Annotated in this window: 20 protein-coding genes, 1 tRNA gene and 1 pseudogene; 5 read left to right on the top strand and 17 right to left on the bottom strand. The window is 61.6% G+C overall.

What is annotated here, in order from left to right; translation table 11 throughout:
- Positions 1-152: 152 nt before the first annotated feature.
- Entirely contained in the window at positions 153-1,925 is a 1,773-nt protein-coding gene (gene aspS / locus NWI_RS08290; RefSeq protein ID WP_011314855.1) for an aspartate--tRNA ligase, read from the bottom strand.
- Positions 1,926-2,151: 226 nt separating this feature from the next.
- On the opposite strand from aspS, the gene rnd reads away from it, so the two are divergent.
- The gene (gene rnd / locus NWI_RS08295; protein ID WP_011314856.1) at positions 2,152-3,300 is read left to right on the top strand and encodes a ribonuclease D; all 1,149 of its coding nucleotides are present in this window, start codon (positions 2,152-2,154) and stop codon (positions 3,298-3,300) included.
- A gap of 76 nt (positions 3,301-3,376) precedes the next feature.
- Here the strand turns inward: rnd and NWI_RS08300 are convergent, their stop codons facing one another.
- Positions 3,377-4,693 (bottom strand): hemolysin family protein, encoded by a 1,317-nt coding sequence (locus tag NWI_RS08300; RefSeq protein WP_049750571.1) that lies wholly within the window; start codon positions 4,691-4,693, stop codon positions 3,377-3,379.
- 555 nt (positions 4,694-5,248) lie between these two features.
- Here NWI_RS08300 and NWI_RS16925 point away from each other — a divergent pair.
- Positions 5,249-6,006: pseudogene (locus tag NWI_RS16925) on the top strand (IS5 family transposase).
- A 13-nt stretch (positions 6,007-6,019) separates the two neighbouring features.
- On the opposite strand, the gene ppx reads toward NWI_RS16925, so the two are convergent.
- The 4 genes from ppx to NWI_RS08330 all read right to left on the bottom strand — a co-directional run bounded on the left by ppx (position 6,020) and on the right by NWI_RS08330 (position 11,254).
- Positions 6,020-7,519, bottom strand: coding sequence for an exopolyphosphatase (gene ppx, locus NWI_RS08315; RefSeq protein WP_041345535.1), 1,500 nt, complete (start codon positions 7,517-7,519; stop codon positions 6,020-6,022).
- 19 nt (positions 7,520-7,538) lie between these two features.
- Positions 7,539-9,740, bottom strand: a complete 2,202-nt coding sequence (locus NWI_RS08320; RefSeq protein ID WP_011314859.1) for an RNA degradosome polyphosphate kinase — start codon at positions 9,738-9,740, stop codon at positions 7,539-7,541.
- A gap of 245 nt (positions 9,741-9,985) precedes the next feature.
- Entirely contained in the window at positions 9,986-10,666 is a 681-nt protein-coding gene (locus NWI_RS08325) for a DnaA ATPase domain-containing protein (RefSeq protein WP_011314860.1), read from the bottom strand.
- A 45-nt stretch (positions 10,667-10,711) separates the two neighbouring features.
- Positions 10,712-11,254, bottom strand: a complete 543-nt coding sequence (locus tag NWI_RS08330; protein WP_011314861.1) for a CDP-alcohol phosphatidyltransferase family protein — start codon at positions 11,252-11,254, stop codon at positions 10,712-10,714.
- A gap of 235 nt (positions 11,255-11,489) precedes the next feature.
- Here NWI_RS08330 and purM point away from each other — a divergent pair, with 235 nt between their 5' ends.
- Together purM and purN are read left to right on the top strand one after the other, a co-directional pair.
- Positions 11,490-12,563, top strand: a complete 1,074-nt coding sequence (gene purM / locus NWI_RS08335) for a phosphoribosylformylglycinamidine cyclo-ligase (RefSeq protein ID WP_011314862.1) — start codon at positions 11,490-11,492, stop codon at positions 12,561-12,563.
- 24 nt (positions 12,564-12,587) lie between these two features.
- On the top strand, positions 12,588-13,241 hold the full coding sequence (gene purN / locus NWI_RS08340; RefSeq protein WP_011314863.1) for a phosphoribosylglycinamide formyltransferase: 654 nt from the start codon (positions 12,588-12,590) through the stop codon (positions 13,239-13,241).
- A gap of 220 nt (positions 13,242-13,461) precedes the next feature.
- Here purN and NWI_RS08345 read toward each other — a convergent pair whose 3' ends face one another.
- The 3 genes from NWI_RS08345 to ndk all read right to left on the bottom strand — a co-directional run bounded on the left by NWI_RS08345 (position 13,462) and on the right by ndk (position 15,655).
- Complete coding sequence (locus NWI_RS08345; protein ID WP_011314864.1) at positions 13,462-13,665, bottom strand: cold-shock protein; 204 nt, start codon at positions 13,663-13,665, stop codon at positions 13,462-13,464.
- 357 nt (positions 13,666-14,022) lie between these two features.
- A complete protein-coding gene (locus tag NWI_RS08350; RefSeq protein ID WP_041345536.1) occupies positions 14,023-14,841 on the bottom strand; it encodes a TerC family protein in 819 nt (272 codons plus the stop codon).
- A gap of 391 nt (positions 14,842-15,232) precedes the next feature.
- On the bottom strand, positions 15,233-15,655 hold the full coding sequence (gene ndk, locus NWI_RS08355) for a nucleoside-diphosphate kinase (RefSeq protein ID WP_011314866.1): 423 nt from the start codon (positions 15,653-15,655) through the stop codon (positions 15,233-15,235).
- A gap of 266 nt (positions 15,656-15,921) precedes the next feature.
- On the opposite strand from ndk, the gene NWI_RS08360 reads away from it, so the two are divergent.
- A complete protein-coding gene (locus NWI_RS08360; RefSeq protein ID WP_041344934.1) occupies positions 15,922-16,185 on the top strand; it encodes a hypothetical protein in 264 nt (87 codons plus the stop codon).
- Between the two features lie 53 nt (positions 16,186-16,238).
- Here the strand turns inward: NWI_RS08360 and NWI_RS08365 are convergent, their stop codons facing one another.
- From NWI_RS08365 to NWI_RS08400, 8 genes are all read right to left on the bottom strand, one after another.
- Positions 16,239-18,245, bottom strand: a complete 2,007-nt coding sequence (locus tag NWI_RS08365; RefSeq protein WP_011314869.1) for an acetyl/propionyl/methylcrotonyl-CoA carboxylase subunit alpha — start codon at positions 18,243-18,245, stop codon at positions 16,239-16,241.
- A gap of 2 nt (positions 18,246-18,247) precedes the next feature.
- Complete coding sequence (locus NWI_RS08370) at positions 18,248-19,852, bottom strand: carboxyl transferase domain-containing protein (RefSeq protein ID WP_011314870.1); 1,605 nt, start codon at positions 19,850-19,852, stop codon at positions 18,248-18,250.
- A gap of 234 nt (positions 19,853-20,086) precedes the next feature.
- Positions 20,087-20,392 carry an ETC complex I subunit gene (locus tag NWI_RS08375; protein WP_041345537.1) on the bottom strand — a complete coding sequence of 102 codons (306 nt, stop codon included), beginning with the start codon at positions 20,390-20,392 and terminating at the stop codon, positions 20,087-20,089.
- A 257-nt stretch (positions 20,393-20,649) separates the two neighbouring features.
- Positions 20,650-21,045, bottom strand: a complete 396-nt coding sequence (locus NWI_RS08380; protein ID WP_081431722.1) for a hypothetical protein — start codon at positions 21,043-21,045, stop codon at positions 20,650-20,652.
- Between the two features lie 52 nt (positions 21,046-21,097).
- A tRNA-Pro gene (locus NWI_RS08385) sits at positions 21,098-21,174 on the bottom strand.
- 70 nt (positions 21,175-21,244) lie between these two features.
- The gene (locus NWI_RS08390) at positions 21,245-21,736 is read right to left on the bottom strand and encodes a DUF192 domain-containing protein (protein ID WP_011314873.1); all 492 of its coding nucleotides are present in this window, start codon (positions 21,734-21,736) and stop codon (positions 21,245-21,247) included.
- 152 nt (positions 21,737-21,888) lie between these two features.
- On the bottom strand, positions 21,889-22,542 hold the full coding sequence (locus tag NWI_RS08395) for a cold-shock protein (protein WP_011314874.1): 654 nt from the start codon (positions 22,540-22,542) through the stop codon (positions 21,889-21,891).
- Between the two features lie 749 nt (positions 22,543-23,291).
- Positions 23,292-23,738 carry a hypothetical protein gene (locus tag NWI_RS08400; protein WP_011314875.1) on the bottom strand — a complete coding sequence of 149 codons (447 nt, stop codon included), beginning with the start codon at positions 23,736-23,738 and terminating at the stop codon, positions 23,292-23,294.
- Positions 23,739-23,960: the final 222 nt, after the last annotated feature.

Below are 23,960 nucleotides of genomic sequence, written 5' to 3' on the forward strand. Positions count from 1 at the left end.
TCCCGGCGTAGGTTCTGACGATGGTGCGCGCGGGCCTACTGGCCCGGGCGTAAGCCTACGCCAAAGCGCTCCGGCCCGAGCCATGCCCCTGATTCCTCCGACATTTGAGAAAAGCCGGTGGAATCGGGGACGCCGAAGTTGGAATCGAGGCGTTAATTCTGCGGCAGATTGAGCCGGATATGAAGCTCGCGCAACTGCTTCGGAGCGACTTCTGACGGCGCGCCCATCAGCAGGTCTTCGGCCCGCTGGTTCATCGGAAACAGCGAAATCTCGCGCAGGTTGTTTGTTCCGCAGAGCAGCATGACGATACGATCGACGCCGGCCGCCATGCCGCCATGCGGCGGCGCGCCGTACTGAAACGCGCGGTACATGCCGCCGAACCGCTCGACCACGTCGTTCTCGCCATAGCCCGCGATTTCGAACGCCTTCACCATCGCTTCCGGCCGGTGGTTGCGGATGCCGCCTGAGGCGATCTCGTAGCCGTTGCAGGTGATGTCGTACTGGAACGCCTTGATCGTCAGCGGATCCTGGGTGTTGAGCGCATCGAGCCCGCCCTGCGGCATCGAGAAGGGATTGTGCGAGAAGTCGACCTTCTTATCTTCTTCATTGTACTCGTACATCGGGAAGTCGACGATCCAGGCCAGTTCGAAGCGGTCCTTGTCGATCAGGTTCAACTCCTCGCCGAGCCTGGTGCGCGCGAGTCCCGCGAATTTCCAGAATTTCGCCGGGTCACCCGCGACGAAGAACGCGGCGTCGCCAGCCTTGAGGCCAAGCTGAACACGAATCGCCTCGGTCCGCTCGGGTCCGATATTGTTGGCCAGCGGACCCGCCCCCTCGCCGCCTTCGCGCCACATGATGTAGCCGAGTCCCGGCTGACCCTCGCCCTGCGCCCACGAATTCATGCGATCGCAGAACGCCCGGCTGCCGCCGCCGGGTCCCGGAATCGCCCAGACCTGGTTCTTCGAATCCTCAAGCATCCGCGCGAACACCTTGAAGCCGGAGCCGCGGAAATGCTCGGAGACGTCCTGCATCAGCAGCGGATTGCGCAAGTCGGGCTTATCAGTGCCGTACTTGCGCAAACTCTCGGCGAACGGGATGCGCGGCCAGTTCCTGGTGACCGGCTTGCCCTTGGCGAACTCCTCGAACACGCCAGTTATAACCGGCTCAACCGCAGCAAAAACATCGTCCTGCTCGACAAAGCTCATCTCAAGGTCCAGCTGGTAGAATTCGCCCGGCAGGCGGTCGGCGCGCGGGTCCTCGTCGCGGAAGCACGGCGCGATCTGGAAGTAGCGGTCGAAGCCCGACATCATCAACAGTTGCTTGTACTGCTGCGGCGCCTGCGGCAGCGCGTAGAACTTGCCGGGATGAATGCGCGAGGGAACCAGGAAGTCGCGCGCGCCTTCCGGTGATGAGGCCGTCAGGATCGGGGTCTGGAATTCAAAAAATCCCTGCTCTTTCATGCGCTTGCGCATCGAATCGACGATCGCGCCGCGGGTCATGATGTTCTGATGCAGATTCTCGCGACGAAGATCGAGGAAACGGTACTTAAGCCTTATATCTTCAGGGTATTCCTGTTCGCCGAACACCGGCAGCGGCAATTCGGCGGCGGGTCCGAGCACCTCGATCTCGGTGACATAGATCTCGACATCACCGGTCGGCAGTTCCGGATTCTCGGTGCCGGCGGGACGGCGTCGGGCCTTGCCGTCGATCCGCACCACCCATTCCGAACGAAGCTTTTCCGCCAGCGCGAAGGCCGGGGAGTCCGGATCGGCCACGCACTGGGTCAGCCCGTAATGGTCGCGCAGGTCGATGAACAGCACCCCGCCATGATCGCGAATCCGATGGCACCAGCCTGACAGGCGGACGGTCTGGTCGATGTGGCTGTCGCGGAGCGCGCCGCAGGTATGAGACCGATAGCGATGCATGGGAATCCTGCAAGAAGGCGTCAGAGGCGGAACAGGGTCGGACGAGCCGCTGGATGGTTGAGCGTCAGGGGTTTACCCGAGCGAAAGGTGCGCGGCAACCGAGAGGTGGAACCTGGAAGAGCGGCCCGGATGATCATTCTTGACCGGAAAAGTCTGAAGAAAACAAGCGCGGCGTGCTGCAAAAAAGCAGGGCGACAGGGCAAAAAAGACGAGCTATGGAGCGTTCATGGATCTGATTACCACCTCCGCGGAGCTGGCCTCCGTCTGCGCCCGCCTCGCCAGGCACCCGGTCATTACCGTCGACACCGAGTTCCTCCGCGAAACCACCTACTATCCCCTGCTCTGCGTCATTCAGCTGGCAAGTCCCGATGAAGCCGTGGTGGTCGATGCTCTCGCCGGGGGAATCGACCTGAAGCCGTTTTTCGCTCTGATGTCGAACGAAAGCGTCCTCAAGGTCTTCCACGCTGCACGGCAGGATATCGAGATTATCTGGCACCAGGCCGGGCTTATCCCCCATCCTGTCTTCGACACCCAGGTTGCCGCCATGGTGCTGGGACACGGCGATTCCATTGCCTATGACGCGCTGGTCGAGCGTATTACCGGACACCGTCCGGACAAGACCCACCGATTCACCGACTGGTCGCGCCGTCCGCTGACCGCGGAACAACTCGAATACGCCGTGGCGGATGTCACTCACCTCCGCGACGTCTTTGCCGCCCTCGACGCCGATCTCAGCAAGCGCGGACGCAGCGATTGGGTCAGCGAGGAGATGGAGGTCCTGACGTCGCCGAAGACCTACGACTTTCATCCCGAACGTGCATGGGAACGATTGAAGAGCCGGGTCCGCAAGCCGAAGGACCTTGCCGTCCTGATGGAAGTGGCGGCCTGGCGCGAACAGGAAGCCCAGAGCCGCAATATTCCACGGTCCCGTGTTCTGAAGGACGACGCCGTCGGCGATATCGCGATCCATGCGCCGAGTAGCCCGGAACGGTTGGCGACGCTGCGTTCGCTGCCCAAGGGTTTTGAACGGTCGCAATGGGGCGCTGATATCGTCGCGGCGGTCCAGCGCGGGCTTGCACGAGACCCGCGCACGCTGCCCCGGATCGAGAAGCCCCGCAACAATTCGAACGGCGCCGCCACGGTGGAGCTTCTCAAGGTTTTGCTGCGCATGACGTCCGAGCGCCATGCTGTCGCCAGCAAGGTGATCGCGACGGTGGATGACCTGGAACGGATCGTCGCCGATGACGAGGCCGATGTCGGTGCGCTGCACGGGTGGCGGCGTGAACTGTTTGGCGAGGCCGCCCTCGCCCTGAAGCATGGCCGGCTGGCTCTGGCGATCGAAAAGGGCCGCGTGGTGCGCGTGGAGCGAGCGTAGAGCTTTTTCGCTTCTGATGTGATCTGGAGCGAGGCTTTCCGATTCCTGAAGCACGCCCGCGATTCAGCGATGCACGTCATTCGACGGACCTCGACGCGATTAGCCTGCTGATCCGCGGACCGTCCATTTCCGAGATCCGGAACAGCCACCCTTCCCAGGCGAACTCGTCGCCGACCGCCGGTATTCGACCCAGCAACTCGATCGCGCAGCCCGCCACGGTATGGAAATCTCCATCGGGCTTGCGGCTGATGCCCAGGTGGATCATCGCTTCGTCGATCGGCATTCGTCCGTTGATGACAAACTTGCCGTCGCCTCCTCCCAGTATGTCCGGCTCCTCACCGGCATCCGGCAGTTCACCTGCGATGGACTCGAGCAGATCGGTGCGCGTGACGATCCCCTGCAACGTTCCGTACTCGTCGACCACGGTGCCGACGCGAACAGGTTGCGCCTTGAAACGCTCGATGGCTTGCAGGATCGGCGTGAACTCCGAGAGTGCGAGCGGTTGCTGCAACACCGCGAGCGGATCGACCTCACGTCCCTCAAGCGCCTGATCGAGCAGGTCTTGCTTGCGCAGTACACCCACGACCTCGTCGATGCTACCCTGCCCGATAACGACGTGCTCATGCTTGCACTCACGCACTACATTGAGAATCTCGTCCCGGCTGTCATCCGCGTCGGCCCAAACGATGCTCATCCGCGGGGTCATGATGTCGCTCACGTCGCGACGGGTGAGGCTGATGACCCGCTCAACGACTTCCCGCTGGGTTCGAGCAAGCAAGCCCGCTCGCTCGGTCTCGGCAACGAGAAGCCTGATCTCGTCAGGTGAGTGAAGCGTTTCCTTTTCGCTGGCGGCGCTGAGGCCGAACAGACGCAAGACGCCGTTGCCGAGCCCGTTCAATGACACGATCGCCGGTTTCAACAGCAACCCGAACAGCGCGAGCGGACGCACGATGATCAACGCGGTGGTCTCGGTCCGCTGCAAGGCGAGGCTCTTCGGCGCGAGTTCGCCAAGTACGATGTGCAGGATCGTAATGATGGCAAAGGCGATAATGATGGCGATGGCGTGAGCGCCGATTTCGGCGCCGGTACCGAATGGCAGAACCAGCAGCGGCTCGATCAGGTGCGCCAGCGCCGGTTCTCCGATCCAGCCCAGAGCCAATGACGACAGCGTAATTCCGAGCTGGCACGCCGCGAGATTATAATCGAGATGTTCAACCGCCTTCTGTAGCGCACGGGCGTTTGCGCCTCCGGCGGCAACCAGTTGCGCGACGCGGCTGCGACGCATCGCCACCAGTGAGAATTCTGAAGCGACGAAAAAGCCGTTCGCGATGACAAGAATGATGACAGAGAGAACTCCGGCCAGACTGGTTAAACTGTCATCACCCACGGCGATATCTCCTTATGGAAGGCGAGAGCGTTTTCGAGCGAGGTGAATACCGGTTCGCATGAAAAAAAGCGTCGAATCACGATCATAGAGCCTCGCCTCTGATTCCATCAGCAGCGAAAAGGCTCCTGGTGTTCCGCCACCACGACAACGTTACAGAAGCGGATGCTTAATGCGCAAAGAGAAAACGTCGCAGGCGGCGCTGATGAAAGCGCCTGGTGTGGTGGTTCAGAAGTTCGCTTTCAGGGTCCAGCGAATCTGCCAGGCGAACTTCTGAACCTAAACCACACTAGAATTATAAATTTGCCAGTGTCCCTGTGATTTCGAAGTTCGCATCAAAGGTTGCTGCAAGGGTTTGCGAACTTCGGAATCGGGACGCTAGAGCATGATCCGATCAAGTTGAATCGGACCATGCTCTAGAAATGGTTGTTTGGTCGCGTTTTCTTTACGCGAACCGGTATCCACTTCGCCGGAAAATGCTCTAGGTCGGATCGACATTCAGGATTCCCAGGCGGTCTGATCGCTGATTCATAGGGTTCCGTGATTCTGACACGGAGCTGCACGATGGGGATCAAGCGGTATGAGCTGAGCGATCATCAGTGGGCGAAGATTGCACCGTTGCTGCCAGGCAAGGCCTCTGATCCGGGACGGACGGGATCGGATAATCGGTTGTTTGTGAACGGCTGCCTGTGGGTGCTGCGATCCGGCGCGCACTGGTGTGACCTGCCGGAGCGCTATGGTCGCTGGAAGACGGTGCATCGGCGGTTCAGCAGGTGGTGCCATGCCGGTGTGTGGGAACGGGTGTTCTCCACCCTGACAGCCGATCGCGACAACCAGTATCTGATGCTCGACTCAACCATCGTTCGAGCCCATCAGCAGGCGGCTACCGGAAAAGGGGGGCCAAGGATCAGGCGCTGGGGCGTTCCCGAGGTGGACTGACCACCAAGGTCCACATGCTCGCCGATGCGCTGGGCCGACCCTTGCGTTTCATCGTCACCGCCGGGCAGGTCGGAGACATCACACAAGCCCCCGCGCTGCTCGAAGCCCAGGCCGGGGACGCCGTGCTGGCCGACAAGGCTTATGACAGCAACGCCTTGCGTGCACTCATCGCCGGCATGGGCGCCGAAGCGGTGATCCCCTCAAACAGGACGCGCAAAATCATCATCCCGCATGACGCCGGTCTCTACAAGCACCGCAACCGCATCGAGCGCTGCTTCAACCGTCTCAAGCACTTCCGCCGTTTCGCCACCCGCTACGACAGGCGAACCGTTCACTTCACGGGCTTCGTTCACCTGGCCGCAGCCCTGATCTGGCTGCCGTGAATGTCGATCCGGCCTAGCGGAGAACGATCGAGCCCGAGCGGCCGACAAGGCGCGCCAGTTGCTTGAACCGGCCGCCCACACGATCCGCGACCAGATCGACCAGCCGGTGTTCGAACACAAGCGTCAGCTTGCGGCCGCTGTTCTTGAAATGGGTGGCGGACAACACCCCCGGTTGAGCGGCTGAAATCAGATGCGCGACGCGAAAGGCGGCGCCCAGAATACGCGCTCTCTCATCCATGGGCGGCGTCACCAGTTCGCATACCTCGGGCGATGGCCCGTTTGCTTCGTTCAACCCGGCATAGCGGTAGTATACCGACAGCGCGACGAAGGCTCGTCCTTGATGGTCGATGCTGACGAAATTGCCATTCATGATCAAACTGAGCGTTTGCTCGCTGCGGTAGTCTGGATGGATGCGCCAGCCGATATCGGAAAGCAGGCAGGCGGTGTGGCGCAGCCGTCGGTCGTCTTCGGTCTCCTTAAGCTTGAGAGCCCGGAACAACCGGTCGGTCCATTTGATCAGCTCCTCGGCATGACACGCCGAGCGTGACAGCAGGCCGTTCAGCGTTTGCGCGGCGCAGATCAATCCATCCCTGGATTGGTCGGCAGCGGGCAGCATCGAATAAAGCAAACCCTCGCGGACGCCATAGGTCGAGAAGACGATGGCCTTCGGCTTCGCGATCCGGATGATGTGCTCCAGCACCAGAGCGGCGTAAGTCAGGAGCGGCTGCCGTGCTTCGGCCACGACCTCGATATCTGCCAGCATGTCGGAAGCAACCAGACGGCGCAGCCGCCGGACGAAATCAAGCGCGTCGGCCGCGGGGATGGAGTAACCGTGCATGACGCGAAGCGGATAACCGCTCTGGATGATGTGAAGGCGCGCCAGCGCCCGCCATGTTCCGCCGATAGCGTAGAAAGTGCGACTCTTGCCGGCCTTCAGTGGCGTCGCATCGGCAAGCGCGGCTTTTACGATGCTGTTCGCGCGCTTCAATGATTTCTTCGACGCATCCTGCAAGGCGAGACTGCCGAGCGGCAGCGTTATTCCGCGACCGACGCGGTGATCGCGCACGTCAGTCAATTCCAGCGAACCGCCGCCGAGATCGCCGACGATTCCGTTCGGTTTGTGGACGCTGGAAACGACCCCAAGGGCCGCGAGATAAGCTTCCTGTGATCCCGGCAGGACTTCGACCGTCACGCCGCAGATGCGTTCCGCCTGGGCTATGAAATCCGCGCCGTTCGTGGCGTCGCGGCATGCGGCGGTCGCGATGGCGTAAACGCGGCTGATCTTCATGACCTTGCACAGCGCGTGGAAACGCCGCAGGGATGTCAGCGCCTTGCTGATCGCATCCGACGCAAGCAATCCGGTGGACTGCACCTCGCGCCCGAGTCCGCACGATGCTTTCTCGTTGAAGACCGAGACGAGACTTCGCTCCAACGCTTCATAGACGACGAGGCGGACGGAGTTGGAGCCGATATCGATGACGGCGACGCTGGAGCCCGGCTTGCGCGGACGCAGATATGTCGGGGCCGGCGGTCTATGCCGGCGGCTGCCGCTCTGAGCGACGCGTGAGACGGCGCGGCGAAGATTCCTTGAGCGACTTTCCACGGCCGGACAGACTCGGGTTTGTCATGAAATAGTTGTGCAGGTTGAAGGGCTCCTCGCCCTTCGCGGCCTTCATACGCGTTGACGATCCATCCGGCAACAACCGCCAGCTCTGTTCGGTGTCCTTGAGGTTCGCGACCATGATCTGCTCGAGAACCTGCTGATGCACCGTCGCATTCTGCAGCGGGCACAGCACTTCGACGCGCCGGTCGAGGTTGCGCGGCATCATGTCCGCGGACGAGATATACACAGCGGCTTTTGGTCCCGGCATGGTTTGCCCCATTCCAAAACAGTAAATCCGGCCGTGCTCCAGGAACCTGCCGATGACTGACTTGACGCGAATGTTTTCCGACAACCCGGGAACTCCGGGCCGCAGGCAGCAGATGCCGCGCACGATCAGTTCGACGGAAACGCCCGCCTGGGATGCTTCATACAGCGCGTCGATGATGTCGGGATCGACCAGCGCGTTCATTTTCATCCAGACCGCGGCCGGTTTGCCGTTACGCGCAAAAGTGGTTTCACCGCGAATATGATCGAGAATCCGATTCCGCAGCGTTAGAGGTGATACGGCCATTCTCTCGATATCGCTCGGCTCGGCGTAGCCCGTGATGTAATTGAATACGCGCGCCGCATCACGGCCTATGATCGGATCGGATGTAAAATACGACAGGTCCGTATAGATACGCGCGGTCACCGGGTGATAGTTGCCGGTACCGGTGTGGACATAGGTCGCGAGACTGCCGCCTTCCCGGCGCACGACCAGCGAGAGCTTGGCGTGCGTTTTTAGTTCGAGGAAACCGTAGACCACCTGCACGCCGGCGCGCTCGAGATCGCGCGCCCAGCGGATGTTGGCCTCTTCGTCGAACCGGGCCTTGAGCTCGATGAGCGCCGTGACGGACTTGCCCGCCTCCGCGGCCTCCGCCAGCGCCCGCACGATCGGCGAGTTGTTGGAGGTGCGGTAGAGCGTCTGCTTGATCGCGACGACGTCAGGATCGCGCGCGGCCTGTTGCAGGAACTGCACGACGACGTCGAACGACTCGTAGGGATGATGAACGATCAGGTCTTTTTGCCGGATGGCGGCGAACACGTCGCCGCCATGATCGCGCACGCGCTCGGGATGGCGCGGAACATACGGCACGAATTCAAGGTCGGGCCGGTCGAGCCGTGTGAGTTGCGACAGCTCGTTCATGGCCAGGACGCCGTCCACCAGCAACACTTCGTCGTCGGCCGCGGATAGCGCCCGCTGAACGAATGCGCGCAGCTCGGCGGGCATGGCGGCTTCGATTTCGAGCCGGATGACGGAGCCGCGCCGGCGGCGTTTCAACGCGGTCTCGAACAGGCGAACCAGGTCCTCCGCCTCCTCCTCGATTTCCAGTTCGGAGTCCCGGATGATGCGGAAAGCGCCCTGCCCCTTGACCGTGTAGCCCGGAAACAGCCGGTTGATGAACAGGCTGGTGGCGCCTTCAATCGTGATCAGCCTGACGGGATCGTCCTTGCTGGCCGCCGGAATCCTCAGGAACCGGTCGATCTTGCCGGGCATGCGGATCAACGCATTCATCGGCTTGCCGTCGGAGGTCCGCGCCAGTTGCAGCGCGATGGTGAAGCCAAGGCTTGGAATGAACGGAAACGGGTGGGCCGGATCGATGGCGAGCGGCGTCAACAAAGGGAAGATATTGTGCAGGAAGTGATCGGCGATCCAGCTCCGCTCGGCTTTGGTGACATCCTTGCCGTCGATCAGGACGATCCCGACTCCGGCCAGCATATTGCGCAGATCCCGCCAGATCGCCTGCTGGTCGCTCGCCAGATCGGAGACCGTCTCGTTGATGAGAACAAGTTGCTCCGACGGCGTCAGCCCGTCCGGGCTGCGCTCGGTGATCCCTTCCCGCACCTGCGCCTTGATGCCGGCGACGCGAACCATGAAGAATTCGTCGAGGTTGTTGGCGGAAATCGACAGGAATCGGACGCGCTCAAGCGCGGGATGACCTGGATTGACCGACTCCTCAAGGACGCGGCGGTTAAAATGGAGCCAGGATAATTCCCGATTGATAAACCGTTCCGGACTGGCGCGGATCGCCGAGTCCAGTTCCAGTTCCGGTTTTTTCTCTTCGGGAGCAATCGCTTGAATTGAATCCATCGATATGTCGGTCCGTATTCCCGTGTCTTCGAGCGAAGCGGATAGCCGGTTCGCGTAAAGAAAACGCGTCAAATCAAAAACTGATTGCCCGCTTCTGATCTCGACAGAAGTGAAGGGGCCCAGATGCTTCGGCGGCGGTGCAACAGCGGTGAACCATGGGCCAGCTCAATGACGTTTCCATGACATTTGACGTTGCGGATGGTCGGGGCGTCAAGGTCCGTCGAAGGAATTCAGAGCCTGTGGCCTCAGTCGTGATTTCGAAGCAGTTCTGCGGCGAGCGCGCGCGTCACCGGCCTGCCAAGCCGTAACGATTCGGCATCGAGCTGTTCGACGGCGAGGCGAGCGGCGGCAACCGATCGTTCGGTCCGCGTTGCGATGAAACTCACGATCGCTTCGTCGATATTCATCTGGCGATCCGCTGAGAACTTCACGATCAACGCCCGGAGCAGATGATCGTCGGGCGGCATCAACGTCACGACCGGCACCGCGCGGAGTCGCGACCGCAGGTCGCGCAGCCCGATCTCGATCGCGGCCGGCGTGACTCGCGCCGTCATCAGCACGAACGCGGCTTCCTCACGGGCGAGGTTCATCAGGTGGAACAGGGCAAGCTCATCGAAGGTTTTCGGATTGAGGTCCTCCACCACGAGCGCCCCTGTCGTCAGGGCCATCGGCACCGTCGCCGCGGTCAGGCCTTGCGCGCTGATGGAGCGCGCCCCTGCCCGCTCCGCCCAGATCGCCGCGAGATGGCTCTTGCCGCAACCTTCAGGGCCGGCCAGCAACATGATCCTGTTCGGCCACTCCGGCCAGCTCTCGATCAGCGACAGCGCCGCCGCGTTCGCGGGACCTTCAAGAAAATCGTCCCGCGAAAAGCTCTCGGCGTGCGGCAGCGTGAATGCGAGCTGACGGGAGGGAGGACGGCCTGCCAAGCATCTACTCCACGTCAGCACCAACTCGCGCGCACTGTGCCACCTTCATTGCGGATCGATGGTGCTCATGTGGCGCACCCACTCCACGAGATAGAAAGAAACGGAAACCAGGGTCAGGATCGCTATGGCGGCCATCAGAAGGGCTTCGTAGGGCGAGGAATCAAATCCGAATCCCAGCGCGGCCAGCACCAGCGCCGCGAACGCGACCTGCGCTCCCGTATTGAGCTTAGAGACCAGCAGTGGCTTCATGGGCACCGGCTTGTTGAACAGCCACGATACGATCACCGCCCCGACGATCATGATGTCGCGCGAGACCACCAGGATAACGAGCCAGATGGGCACGGCGCCCCAAATGCCGAGCGTGACGAAGATCGAGACCAGCAGCGCCTTGTCGGCCAGCGGATCCAGAAGCGCACCAAGTTCGCTCGCCATGTTGAAGCGCTTGGCCAGAAACCCGTCCACCGCATCGCTGACGCCGGCAATCACAAAGATGGCGAAAGCGATCTCCATCTGATTGGAGGCGATAGCCCAGATAATGATTGGCACGAGCAGAATACGGCCGAGCGTAATAATATTTGGAATACTCACGCGACTTTCCAGGCTCCGGTTTCCGCACAAAACCTTCGGGAGGCGAGGCTTTGCAGAAGAGGTCGGCCTTTGTCTACATAGTATATGCGGACAGCCTGTGCGAGCCATTGCGCAAGTCGGCAATCCGACGTAACCAGCCGGGATGTCTTCGAGCGCTGCTAGTGTCCCTTTGATTCCGAAGTTCGTATCAAAGGTTGCGGCAAGGGTATGCGGACTTCGGAATCGGGACACTGGCATGACCGACAGGAACATCAGCCTGACCTATGCCGGGGCGGGCGTCGATATCGACGCCGGCAACCGGCTGGTCGACCTCATCAAGCCGATGGTGCGCGCAACCGCTCGCGCCGGCGCGGAGGCCGAGATCGGCGGATTCGGCGGCCTGTTTGATCTCAAGGCCGCCGGATTCGCGGACCCGGTTCTGGTTGCGGCCAACGACGGCGTCGGAACCAAGGTCAAGATCGCGATCGAAACCGGCATCCACGATACCATCGGCATCGATCTTGTCGCCATGTCCGTCAACGATCTCGTCGTACAGGGCGCGGAGCCCTTGTTCTTCCTTGATTATTTTGCCTGCGGCAAGCTTGATCCCGAAACCGCCGCGGCGATCGTGGCCGGAATCGCGGAAGGCTGCCGGGAAGCGGGTTGCGCCCTGATCGGCGGCGAAACGGCTGAAATGCCCGGCCTCTACAAGGACGGTGACTACGACCTTGCCGGCTTCGCGGTCGGCGCGGCGGAACGCGGCTCCCTGTTGCCCGGCCGCGATATCGCCGCCGGTGATGCGGTGATCGGACTCGCGTCGTCCGGCGTGCATTCCAATGGCTATTCACTGGTCCGCAATATCGTCGAAGCCTCGGGTATCGCCCTCTCCGCTCCAGCGCCATTCGCTCCCGTCGCGACCCTGGGAGGTGCGCTGCTGACCCCCACCCGGCTCTACGTCAAATCCTGTCTGCGCGCGATCCGCGAAACCGGTGCGGTGAAAGGGCTCGCCCACATCACCGGAGGCGGCTTCACCGACAACATTCCTCGCGTCCTGCCCGAAGGACTCGGCGTGCGGATCGATCTCGCCGGGTTGACGGTCCTTCCGGTCTTCAAATGGCTGGCGCAGCAGGGTCGCGTCGTCGAACGCGAGATGCTTCGAACCTTCAATTGCGGCATCGGAATGGTCGCGATCGTGCGCCGCGACGCGGTTCAGCAGGTCGTGGATGTGCTGACGCAGGCCGGCGAACGTGTGTCGTTGCTGGGCGATGTGATCGTTGCAGGCGATGAAGGCCGGGTCGTTTACGACGGTCAACTCGATCTCGCCGTATAGAACGCCCCAGCAGGGAATGTGAGCATGAAACGCCGTGTCGCCATCCTGATCTCCGGACGCGGATCGAACATGACGGCGCTGGTGGAGGCTGCAAAGGCCGAGGACTTTCCGGCTGAAATAGCCGTCGTCATTTCCAATAAACCCGGCGCGGCGGGCCTCGCCAGAGCCCAGGCGGCCGGCGTCGAGACGCTCGTCATTGAAAGCAAGCCATTTGGCAAGGACCGTGCGGCGTTCGAGGCCGAACTGCAATCCGCTCTGGATGACAGGCGCATCGAATTCATCTGCCTCGGCGGCTTCATGCGGCTGTTCACAGCCGAGTTCGTCCGAGGCTGGCATGGACGGATGCTCAACATCCACCCCTCGCTGCTTCCATCATTCCGGGGCCTCGACCCCCACGGTCAGGCCCTGCGCGCGGGCGTGAAGATCTCAGGCGCCACGGTGCATTTCGTCGTCGCGGAAACAGATGCCGGCCCCATTGTCATGCAGGGCGCAGTGGCTGTGCGTGACGACGACACGGCGGAGACGCTGGCCGCGCGCGTCCTGGACATCGAGCATCGCATCTACCCCGATGCGCTGCGGCTGGTCGCGGGCGGCGGCACGCGACTGGATGGCGACATTTGCAAGACGTCGGCAAACGCCAGTCCGGACGATAGCCTGATCTCGCCGTCCGTAATCTGACCACGATTGATCTGACCACGATTGATCTGACCGCGTCCTGCTATAGCGTTTTCGAGCGAAGCGGATGACGTGACGGTTCGCGTGAAAAACGCGTCAGATCATAATCGGAGAGCCCGCTTCTGATTTTCATCAGAAGCGGAAAGGCTATACGTCAGGGCAGATCCACCCATCCTCGCGATTGAAGGAGCGTGTCGCCGAACCCATCGCGGGGAGATGTGATTTACGAGATCTTCAGATTCTCGGCGGAGGTCTTGCCGCGATTTTCAACCAGATCGTATTCAATCGTCTGGTTTTCGTCGAGGGTGCTCAGGCCGGCGCGCTCAACGGCGGAGATATGAACGAACACGTCCCTATCGCCGGTCGTTGGCTTGATAAATCCGTACCCTTTGGTTGGGTTGAACCATTTGACGGTGCCCTTTTGCATCGTCTGTCTCCTGTTGGGATATGATCAAAGACGTGGCGCACTTCGCGTCTCACGCCACAAGCGGCCCCCTCTCCTGATCTTTTCCGAACTTTCCGAATTGTACCGATGGCGGGCTCTCAACCGATTGTTGGTGGATTGCAACACGAAAATTACCGCTTAGCAAGTCACGCCAGATAACTGGGAAACACCCGAACCCGCGGCTGTGGAGGAAGCGGCGATGCGGCAGCGACGGGCGAAACCGAAGCGTTTCAAGGTGTCTTGGCGAAGCGTGGCCGTTCCGGAGACGAACCAGCTTCGTTCGTCAATATCCCGCTATCCACATATTTGATTGCGCGGAAGACCTGCCCTCTGGAACGGTTAATCGGCGACTTGCCTGCGGTTGCGTATCATCGATCCGGCACTGAGCACGATCATGACTCCCAGCAGGCCACACAGCACCTCGCCTCCGGGTCCGCCGGCGGTAAACCGGGGCGCGATGCCGACCCACCCCAGGACCGCATCCAGAAAGGCGCCGGTGCCCCCATCGAAGAACCGATGCAGCCATGGCGCTACCGCCGGATCGGTCGCGATGACCTCGCCCGCGATCCAGCCCAGCAGCGCCGATCCGGCCCAGATCAAGAAAGGCAGGCGCGTCAGAAGCAGCATGATCAGCGCCGCGCCCGTCACGATCAGCGGCACGCTGACGGCCAGCCCGATGATCAACAGCGGTACGCTGCCATTCGCCGCTGCCGCGATCGCGATGACATTGTCGAGACTCATCACGAAGTCGGCGACCACCACGACCCGGACGGCGGACCAGAGGCGGCCGGCCGCCGGGATGGCTTCCTCGCCCTGCTTCTCCGGCACCAGCAGCTTGGTGGCTATCACAAGCAGCGCGATCCCCCCCACCAGCTTGAGGTAGGGCAGCCCCATCAAGGTCGTGATGATCCCGGCGAAGATGATGCGGAGGCCGACCGCGGCGCCCGCGCCGAGCACCACGCCCCAGAAGCGCAGCCGGGGAGCCAGCCCGCGACAGGCAAGCGCGATCACCAGCGCATTGTCGCCGGACAGGACGACATCGATCCAGATGATCTTGCTGACGGCGAGCCAGAACGCCGGATCATTCAGGTCGTTTCGAAACTGATCGAAGGCCGAGGCGATCGCCGTCAGGTCGAAGACGTGCAGTAGCGAATCCAACACCTGTTCCTTCGATCGAACGCCGCCAGACTCGGCCGATAACGTTCCCGCGCGAAGCATGTCCCCGGGATGTGACCCGAGGATGGCGGCCGGTTCGCGTGAGGAAAACGCGTCAAAACACCAATCTCAGGCTTCGCTTCCGATTGAAGCGGAAGCGAAGCTCCAGGGTCTGTTTCAACCGCGTTGAATCCGATTGAACTGCGTTGAATCAGATTCTTTGCTTATCTTCCTGTCCGAGCATGATCTTCTCCGAAAGCCGGTTTCCACTTTGCGCTGGCGCGGCCCTTCGGGTGGGATCATGCTCTGGAAAATATCGGGATCATGTTTTGGAAATTATTGTCCGGTCGCATTTTCATGCGGCGAACCGGTATCCATCTCGCCCGAAAATGCCTTAGCCGACGATCTCGTTGCCCGAGAAGAACTGGGCGATCTCGACCGCCGCGGTTTCGGTTGCATCCGATCCATGAACGGAGTTTTCACCGACCGATTTCGCATGGAGCTTGCGAATGGTGCCATCGGCCGCCTTGGACGGATCGGTCGCACCCATGATGTCGCGATACTTGAGGATCGCGCCTTCGCCTTCCAGCACCTGCACGACCACCGGCCCGGAGATCATGAAGTCGACGAGTTCTCCGAAGAACGGGCGGGCCTTGTGCACGGCGTAAAACGTCTCGGCCTGCTCGCGGGTCATGCGGATGCGCTTTTGCGCCACAATTCGAAGTCCAGCCTTTTCTATCAGGGCGTTGATCGCGCCGGTCAGGTTTCGCGCGGTCGCGTCCGGCTTGAGAATCGAAAAGGTGCGTTCAATCGCCATGATGTCGTCCTTGATTTAGCGGTCGCAGGAATTGCGCGCTTATATCGGCGCCCGTCAGTGACGGCAAGCGCATCGGACATCTGACCGTCCCACCCTCGGCAATTCTTCGCGCGATGACAAGCTCTGTAATCTGCATCACAGAGCGGTTCGAATCCATGCCGTAACCTCCGACGCACTGAACCTGCTCGCCTGGCGCAACGTCAGACCAGCCGGACGAAATATTCACCGCGGACGCCTCGGCGTCCCCATCATGAGGAGAGAGCTCGATGTTTCGCAAAATCGCATTCGCCGCGATCGCGGCTGCGTCGCTTGGTACGGCAACGTTGGCGCCCACCGCGGCGTTCGCTGGCAAGGGCTGGCATCACCACGGTCATCATCACCATCACGGGCATGGGCATCACCATCACGGCTGGCGCCATTATGCCTGGGGTCCCGGCCACTTCATCGGCGGGGGTGGCGGCTGCTATGTGCGCAGGCTGGTGCCGACCTCTTTCGGACCGCGCTGGCGCGTCGTCAATCGCTGCTTCTGATCACCGGGAACGGCAGTCTCGCCCAAAAACAGGTGAGACTGCCCCTTTCGCTTTCAAGCGGCCGCCTCGATCTCGGCGAGTTCGACGCCTTCCCGCACGACATCGCCGACCCTGCATTTGATTTTCTTCAGCCTGCCTGCAAACGGAGCCCGCAAGGTCTGCTCCATCTTCATCACCTCCAGCGCGAGAATGGGGGCGCCCTTCTCCAGCAAAGTCCCTTCCTCCGCGAACAGCGCGACCACCGTGCCCGGCAGCGGCGCGATGATGCGATCTTCGCCGGCCTGCTCCTCCTCGTCTTCGCCAAACGGATCGACCCAGTGTAACTCGAACCGCCCGTTGCGCGTCCGCAAGTACAGTTCGCGTCCATCGACAGCGAACACCACATGGCTTCGTCGCCCATCGAGCGTGAGGATCATGCCTTCCGAGTCGTCCGCAGCGAATGCGAATGGAAGCTTCTTGTCCGCAAGCTGGATTTCATCCGGGCCATTGCCATAGACGAATGTGACCTCGTGCTCAGCCTGCCCCTGCCCCTGACGGAATACGAACCGCTGCCGGCGTCGGCCGACCGCCATCCAGCCCGCGGTTCGCCAGGGCGACGCCGGGTCCGTTGAAGATGCCTTGCTTTCCTCCAGCAGGACGGCGGCGACGGCGGCTGCGAGTTCGGTCTCGCCCGGCGCCGTCGAGGGCCGGGTCAGCTCTTGCAGATGACGCTCGATGAACCCGGTGTCGACCGCGTTGGCGCGCACATCCGCGTGCGTGATCAGCGCGGACAGGAACGGAATGTTGGTGGCGATGCCGCGAACGTCCGTTTCGTCCAATCCGCGCGCCAGGCGGCGGATCGCGGCCTGGCGGGTCGGCGCCCAGGCGATCACCTTGGCGAGCATGGCGTCGTAGCTTGGCGGAACCGCATCGCCTTCACGGTAGCCGGCGTCGATACGCAAGCCGTCAACCTCCGGCGGCGTACGCCACATTCTGATGCGGCCGACGGACGGCATGAAGTTCCGGTCCGGATCTTCGGCATAGACCCGTGCTTCGATGGCGTGACCGTTCAGTGTGATCTGGTCCTGCGTCAGCGGCAGCTTCTCGCCGAACGCCACCCGAAGCTGCCATTCCACGAGATCTATCCCGGTGACGAGTTCGGTCACGGGATGCTCGACCTGCAGGCGGGTATTCATTTCGATGAAGAAGACGTCCCTGCCGTCAGATACGAACTCGACTGTGCCCGCGCCGATATAATTCACGATGGCGGCGGCCTTGCGCGCGGCTTCGCAGACCCTGTCGCGCTGCGCGGCGTTGAGTGTCGGCGATGGCGCTTCCTCGATCACCTTCTGGTGCCGCCGCTGCAAGGTGCATTCACGCTCGAACAACGACAGCAGATTGCCATGGCTGTCGCCGATCACCTGCACTTCGATATGCCGGGGATTTTCGACGTATTTCTCGATCAGCATTCGCTCATCGCCGAAGGCCGCGCCGGCCTCGCGCCGGGCGCTGACGATAGCGGGAGCCAGTTCCGCGGCCGACCGCACGATCCGCATGCCGCGGCCGCCGCCGCCGCCGGACGCCTTCACGAGAACCGGATAGCCGATCCGGTCCGCGGTATTCCGCAGCGTGGCTTCGTCCTGCGCCTCGCCATGATAGCCCGGCACCAGCGGCACGTCAGCCTTTTGCATCAGCGCCCTGGCGTCCGATTTCGTTCCCATCGCGGTCATCATCGCCGCTGTCGGCCCGACAAACACGAGGCCGGCATCGGCGCAGGCTTGCGCGAAGCCGGCATTCTCCGACAAGAACCCGTAGCCCGGATGGACGCCTTCCGCGCCGGTTCTGCGCGCGGCGTCGATCACTTTCCCGACGTTGAGATAGCTGTCGCGGGCGGGCGCGGGTCCAAGGCACACCGCCTCGTCGGCCAAGGCGACATGCAGCGCGTCGCGGTCTGCCTCCGAATAGACGGCGACGGTGCGCAGGCACATGGCGCGGGCGGTGCGGATGACGCGGCACGCGATCTCGCCGCGATTGGCGATCAGGAGCGTCGTGAAGGGGCGACAGGTTGGAGCGCCGGCCATGATCACATCCTGAACAGGCCGAAGGTCGTCGGCTCGATCGGCGCATTCGCCGCGGCGGACAATCCAAGTCCCAACACGAGACGCGTGTCGGCGGGATCGATCACCCCGTCGTCCCACAACCGCGCGGTGGCGTAATAGGGATTGCCCTGGCTCTCGTATTGCGCGCGGATCGGCGCCTGGAATTCACTCTCATCCTCCGCCGACCAGGTGCCGCCCTTGGCTTCGATGTTCTCCCGCCGCAGCGTACTGAGAACCATCGCGGCCTGTTCGCCGCCCATCACCGAGATGCGCGCGTTAGGCCACATCCACAAAAAACGCGGCGAGAAAGCGCGTCCGCACATGCCGTAATTGCCGGCGCCGTAGGAGCCGCCGATCACCACCGTGAACTTCGGCACGCCCGCGGTCGCGACCGCCGTGACGAGCTTGGCCCCGTCGCGCGCGATGCCGCCCGCCTCGTACTTCTTGCCGACCATGAAGCCCGTGATGTTCTGCAGGAAGACCAGCGGAATGCCGCGCTGGCAGCACAACTCGATGAAGTGAGCGCCCTTCAGTGAGCTTTCGCTGAACAGGATGCCGTTGTTGGCGACGACGCCGACCGGGTATCCCCAGATATGGGCGAAGCCGCACACCAGCGTCTGGCCGTAGAGCTTCTTGAATTCGTCGAACTCAGAGCCGTCAACGATGCGGGCGATGACGTCGCGCACGTCGAACGGCTTGCGGCCGTCCGCCGGTACGACGCCGTAGATTTCCTCCCGTGCGAACAGCGGTTCGCGCGGCTCGCGCATGTTGAGCGCGGCGCGCTGCGGAGGCTTCAGGGTGGAAACGATGCGGTGCGCGATCCCGATCGCATCGGCGTCATTTCGCGCATAATGATCGGTGACGCCGGATTGGCGCGAATGCACGTCCGCGCCGCCGAGTTCCTCGGCGGTAACGACCTCGCCCGTGGCTGCCTTCACGAGCGGCGGTCCGCCCAGAAAGATCGTGCCCTGATTACGTACGATGATGCTCTCGTCCGACATCGCAGGCACGTAGGCTCCGCCCGCCGTGCACGATCCCATCACGATCGCGACCTGCGGAATGCCTGCCGCCGACATGCTGGCCTGATTGTAGAAGATGCGCCCGAAGTGCCGCTCGTCGGGAAATATCTCGTCCTGGTGCGGCAGGAAGGCCCCGCCGGAATCCACCATGTAGATGCAGGGCAGATTGTTCTGCCGCGCGATATCCTGCGCGCGCAGATGCTTCTTCACAGTCATCGGATAGTAGGTGCCGCCCTTGATCGTGGCGTCGTTGGCGACGATCACGCACTCACGGCCGGCGACGCGTCCCACGCCCGTGATGATGCTCGCCGAATGCACGTCGCCGCCGTACATCCCGTTAGCTGCCAGCGGCGACAGTTCGAGAAACGCGGTGCCGGGATCGAGCAGTAGATCGATGCGGTCGCGGGCCAGCATTTTTCCGCGCGAGACATGGCGCGCGACCGCGGCCTCGCCGCCTCCGCCCGCGACGCCCGCGAGCTTTTCGCGCAGCTCGCCGACCAGCGTTTTCATCGCTTCGACGTTGCGCGCGAAATCTGACGACGTGGGATCGACACCGGAACGGAGCGCCATGACAGTCCGAATGCTTGGCGCGCGTTGAAACGCGCGCTTCAATCCGGCCAGATTACGATGATTTGGGATCAAAGCGATCCATAATCATGAACCTGATCGATTCCCCTATTTTTGATGCGCGGGACGCAGGTGGGCGACGGTTATGATTTGCCTCATGCCACTAAGACGCCATGCCCCTTCGGTAAGGTCAGTCTGCTGGCTGGCCTGTCGATAGCTTTAATGGGTCCTAGAGCTTCAATGGGTCCAGGGTTCGATGCGGCGGAATGCGAAATTGTCCGAGTAGGCAGCCTTTCGTGTCGCCCTTCCCTTCGGCTCGATCACTTGATAGGGGATGCCTTCGCGCTCGCAATAGGCGATCGCATCCTCCCTGGTCTCGAAACGAAGCGTGATCTGCTGCTTCGTGTCGCCGGAACTGGTCCAGCCCATCAGCGGCTCGATCGCTCTTGGCTGCTCGGGCTCGTAGTCCAGTTGCCATTCCCTGGTCCTGGCGGCGCCCGATTGCATCGCGTTCTTGGCGGGCTTGAAGATACGGGCCATCATGGATTTCGCTGGTACCTGCTGTTGACGTTGATCCGGCAGCAAGCCGCCGGACATCCCTGGATCTCAAGTATATTCGTTATGTCACGGCCTGACAATCTGGCCCGAACGGCATTGGGCATCGCCTTCCGCAGTCGGCCCGTTCTTGGCCTTGAGGGATGACGGATCGACCACGTCGTGTGGAAGCGCGGCCGAACGAAGGTGGTTTCACGAAATGTTCGACCACCTCCGTGCGAACGAGGCCGGGGGTCAAATTTGCCTCAGGGAACGGAAGGGTGTGGTTGATCCTCTACCGCGCCTGAATCGGCAAATTCAGTACCTCTGCCGGCCAGAAGTTCTTTCAGATGGCCGCGCAACCGCTCCGCCTTTTCATACCGCAGCGAAGCGACGGTGACCTTGTCGACGGCGACAATGATCTGGGTGGCTGCATTCACGCATGAAATCCGGCCGGATGCGTTATCAACGCCCGCGAGCGCTTTGCCCAGTCCGGTTTCCAGCGTCTCGGCTTCAAGCGTGTTCAGCGTGAGCGGATCACCGCCATCAATCGCAATATCAATCTCGAGGCCGTCCCCCTGGGGCGGCTTACGAGCGCCAAGCGTCCAACTACTCATTGCTTCGCCTTCCTCACCATCGCGAATGTCCGCCCTTTTCGCCACCCTGGTCGTTCGGGAAGGATTCGTCGATCGAAACCGACAAGATACTGGTTGATGGTCGGGGCAGCTGGATTCGAACCAACGACCTGCAGTACCCAAAACTGCCGCGCTACCAGGCTGCGCTATACCCCGATCTGCTGGGAAACGATGTCGTTACATCCTTCCGGGCGGCCCAGCAAGTCGCTCAGAGTTTCCAGCGGACTCAGCGGCCGTTGAAGAGCGGATGCGACACCCGGTCGCCTGTCGCGATTCCGTATTTTTTCGCGGTGCCTCCGATCACCTCGAGCACACCTTTAGCCAGACCCCGCGACGAGATGATCCGGGTCGATAGAGGCTCGGTGTTTTCGGCGATCCGCACAATGCGACCATTCGAGCCGATAAAGATCATGTCGAGCGAGATGTAGGTGTTCTTCATCCACATCGACACCTGCTGCGCAGGAGAAAAATCGAACAGCATACCCTGCCCGTCAGGCAGATGCTTTCGATGCATCAATCCGGTGGCCTTCTCCTCGGGGGTCGTCGCCATCTCGACCGAGAATATCTTTACGCCGGTCCTGGTCGCGATTTCGAGCGGCTGGAATTCGGCGGCGTGGACACCCCCGTCGTCCGGGGCGACCACGACAATCCAGGAAAACAGGACAATTCCCAAACCGGCGCGGAACCACCCAAAACCGACATCCCGCAGTCCTAGCATCGGACAACCTGTCAGAACCATGATCAAAAGCAGCGATCGCCGCAAACCGCCCGCCGCCGCTGGCAGCCGGCGGTTACAAGCGCAGAACACGATTCCCGAAAATCAAATCCCAAGCAACCCCGGGCGGCTTCCACGGCGGCCTGTTTGGCAGATCAGTGCGAGGACACGCTGGGGGCACCCGTTTCAGGTTGGACTTCCGCGGCCATCATGCCCTTGCTACCCGGCCCGAAGCGGACCAGGACGAACTGCCCCGGCCGAAGTTCCGTGATGCCGAAGCGCCGTAGCGTTTCCATGTGCACGAAAATATCCGGAGTTCCCTCGCCGCGCGTCAAGAAGCCAAATCCCCGCAATCGATTGAACCATTTGACCTGCGCCCTCTCCAGGCCGCTGGTGGGTGTTACGCTGACATGTGTCCGGGGTGGCAGCATCTGCGCGGGATGAATCGCGGTGGACTCGTCCATCGACGTGATCCGGAACGCCTGATAGCCTTTCGCCCGCTGCACGCAGTCACAGACCAGGCGGGCTCCCTCATAAGCGGTCTGATAGCCGTCGCGACGAAGCACCGTGACGTGCAGGAGCACATCCGGCCAGCCATTATCGGGGACGATAAATCCGTAGCCTTTTGAAGCGTCGAACCATTTGATGACGCCGCTGATCTCGACGATGTTGGCGGGAGATTCCCCTAGCCCGGCAAACGGACCGGCTCCCGCCTCTCGATCGTTCGTTCCGGAAAATTCCTTGGATCCCAAGGGATCGCTCACCGCCGGCCCCGCAAACTTCCTGGATTCAAAACCGTCCGACCCCATGACGCAGGCCCCCACACATTTTTATTTACTACGGTTGCTTCAACTACGGCTGCAGTCTAGCGCAGCGTACCGTTATTTACGACCGTATATAGCCAGGCGAATCTCACGAATCAAAAGATAACACTCTTGGGGGCGTCGCAAGACAAAAGATAAATCGATCGACATCTATAAACAGCCTTGCACAATGCACGAATCAACTCTCACCGGATTTTGATTCTCGGTCTGCCGATGGGTTTCAGCGCTGTCGAAAAGCATCGCTGGTACGTATTTCGGCTGTTATCGATAAGGTTTGTAGAAGCATCATATCGTTTTACTATGTAGCGTGGGCGCGAACGGATCCAGGCGCCGGCAGTTCGAAGTACCCGTAGTTCGAAGTACTCGTAGCAAGTACCCTTTGACTGGCTCTCCGTCTGCGTTTGTTTTGAATTTTTCCCTGGAATTTCTCCAAGTCAGGCGCGTGAAGTCAGCCCACATCAACGACAATCTGAATGCCGCACGCACGCAAAAAATATATGAACCTCGTTCAGTAGGCGTCTTGGGGCGTCGTGAAGGCAGGTCATCGCACCGCGCGCTAACAATTGAGACATCACCGCCTGCCGCGCATTCCGCGCGCGAATTTTACTTCTGAAACCGTCGTTGCTGAGCGCCGAAGCAGTCCACCCGCTGGCTGGGGCTTGCGATGCGGTGTCGGCCCGGAGAGACCTCATCTCAGTCTCTCCGGGGGTCTTCAGTTCAGGTCAAATCAGGGGTCACCAGCGCCCGCGGCCACCCCAACCTCGGCCACCGTAATAGGCACGGCCGCCACCCCAGTGGCGATGACCTCCGTAATATCCGCGACCTCCATAATAGCCCCGGCCGCCCCGGCCGCCCCAACCGCGATATCCGCGGTAGCCGCCGTAGTAGCCTGGACCCCATCCGCCGCCATAAAAGCCCGGCCCCCATCCGCCGCCCCAGCCACCACCCCAACCGCCGCCCCAGCCGGCGCCGTAGATGCCCGGTCCATAGCCATAGTAGGGTCCGCCGCCGTAGTAACCGTAGGGTCCGTAGAACGAACTCGCCATCGCGCCCGCTGCGAGAGCGCCGACGGCAAGACCGACTCCAAGACCCGGTCCAAATCGCTGAGCCTGAGCCGGTGCCGATACGACGGCACTGCCGAGCGCGGCCACGGTCGCAATCATGATCAAGTTCTTCTTCATGTCGCTATCCTCTCACCAGAGATCGTCGCAATAATGTGTTCTCTAAAAGGTGGTTTGCAATGCGCTTGCTTGAATACATTCCAGATCGGGGTTCTATCGTTATCGCCTTGGTTTCCAAACGTGATGATTCAGCCTGACGCCGGACGCCGCCCCCGAGGTCCGATGAAATCGCTCTGCGATCCAACGACAAAATGGATCGTCGGATTCTGCCCGAAAAGGCTG

Origin of the sequence: Nitrobacter winogradskyi Nb-255, from assembly GCF_000012725.1 — a bacterium.
GTDB lineage: Bacteria > Pseudomonadota > Alphaproteobacteria > Rhizobiales > Xanthobacteraceae > Nitrobacter > Nitrobacter winogradskyi.